The following is a 1,929-nucleotide window of genomic DNA, read 5'->3' on the forward strand; positions in this document are numbered from 1 at the left end:
TGCTATGCCTAAGAAGCTTTAACGTAGCAGCTACTCAGATGTTATCAGCTGCCAGGTTCAGTATAGGGCTATGAAAAATATGGATTTATTTTAGCGTCGCGCAGAGGTTTGTTTGGTTTTTAGGTGCGAGTGAGCACTCTTGAATTTTAGAAGAAGTGAGTGGCTTGAAATTTTTACGCGGTAAGCTATCGTCAAGATTTAGGCAGGATGCCTGTCTCAGAAATGGGTAGTCGAGAAGCAACAGTTTATGACTGGAGGATATTGTTTTCCAATAATAATTGGAGCTTGGTCATGAGTGATGCAGATAGCAATCTAAGTGTCTTAGCAGTTACCATTGATAGTGGTAAGGCTGCGTCGCCTGGGCAAATTAGAGCAGTCGGTGTCGGGTTGATGTTTTTTATTTTACTTATGATTTACTTGTTTGTGAATCTTTGGCCGTGGGCGCTTGTGCCTGGCAATAAAGGAAGTACGGTGATAAAGTTGTCACTTGCCTTTGATGTAAGTAAGGATATAACCATCGATACGGTGTTTGTTTTGCTGGTCATGTTATCAGGTGGAATTGGCTCATTTGTCCATACGGCAACTTCTTTTGGTGATTTCGTTGGTAATCAAAGGCTAACCAATAATTGGATTTGGTGGTATTTGTTAAGGCCTTTTACCGGGATGGCGTTGTCCTTCATTATGTATATGGCTTTCCGAGGCGGTTTTCTAACCGTTGGAGATGATCCAAGTAAAATTAATATTTATGCTATTGTCGCATTGGCTGCCATGGTGGGGATGTTCTCCAAGCAGGCAACTGATAAATTAAGTGAGACATTTAACACCATTTTTAAAACTAGCYAAGGTAATGGAGATGACACGCGGCAAGGAGGTTTAAATGATCCTCTTCCGTTGAGCGAGTCGTCACCGGATGGTGATCGGGATGCGTGCGGATTGGAAGTGGTTGATGTGACGGCTGATGAAGATTTGCCTCCTGCTAAAGGAGGGGGCGTGTAATGAGTTACTCATTGATTTGGTTGCCTGAAGTCCTTGAAGCAGCAAGCCTTAAAGTAGCACTGGTCGATGGGTGGACAACTAGAGGCCGGGCTGAAATGGGCACCGTTCGAGGGGTCATCTGTCACCACACTGCAACCGCGATTGTAGGCAATATGCCGACGCTAAAAACACTTGTAAACGGCCGATCTGACCTCCAGGGTCCTTTAGCCCAGCTAGGCCTAGGAAGAGATGGAACATACTATGTCATTGCCGCCGGCAGATGTAATCATGCCGGTGTCGGTATTTTTCGGGGGATTAGCACAGGTAATAGTAGTTTTATCGGGATCGAAGCTGAGCATTCAGGCTTGCCGAGCGAGGAATGGTCCGAAATTCAATATTATAGCTATGTGTGTGGTGTTGCGGCTATACTGAAAAAAATAAATGCTAGTGTCGATTTTTGTATAGGGCATAAAGAGTTTGCAACTCCGCCCGGGCGAAAGTCTGATCCAAATTTTGATATGATAAAATTTCGGGCCGACGTACAAGCGCATCTAGATGGCTCAGCTGTAAAGCGCCCATTAATTCCTTCTGTAGAGGCTGATGTTAACTCTAACAATGTGCCTCGCCCTACCCTTAGGCGGGGTGTAGTTAGTGATTTGGTTAGAAGCCTTCAAGTAAGGCTTAACTGTATTTCTGATGGTTATTTTGGCGCAAAGACTGAAGCTGCGTTGCGAGAGTTTCAACGTAAAAATGGTCTGGTCGCAGATGGGATTATAGGGCCAAAAACTTGGAAAACCCTAGACGCTACTTAGTCTGTAGCTACATAAGTGCGAAACTGGCCCGGCAGAATTTCGGGCATTACCTATGGCTGCCGTATGCCATTAAATTCCGGTGCACCATGGTTGTCCAGGGTTAGAATAAGTGTGCGATCTCTCCTTCGACAAGGTTGAAACG

Annotated in this window: 2 protein-coding genes; both read left to right on the forward strand. The window is 45.0% G+C overall.

Annotated features, from left to right (window positions below; genetic code table 11):
- Positions 1-291 precede the first annotated feature (291 nt).
- Positions 292-996 carry a hypothetical protein gene (locus AC1DVH_RS30265; protein WP_477756889.1) on the forward strand — a complete coding sequence of 235 codons (705 nt, stop codon included), beginning with the start codon at positions 292-294 and terminating at the stop codon, positions 994-996.
- Entirely contained in the window at positions 996-1,787 is a 792-nt protein-coding gene (locus AC1DVH_RS30270; protein ID WP_477756890.1) for a peptidoglycan recognition protein family protein, read from the forward strand. Before AC1DVH_RS30265 ends, AC1DVH_RS30270 begins: the two co-directional genes overlap by 1 nt.
- Positions 1,788-1,929 lie beyond the last annotated feature (142 nt).

The organism is Pseudomonas sp. P4_C3 (assembly GCF_056402075.1).

What these genes read in the sequence shown, in the direction of transcription:
- AC1DVH_RS30270 (WP_477756890.1), top strand. Translation starts at nt 996, where the DNA reads ATGAGTTACTCATTGATTTGGTTGCCTGAAGTCCTTGAAGCAGCAAGC.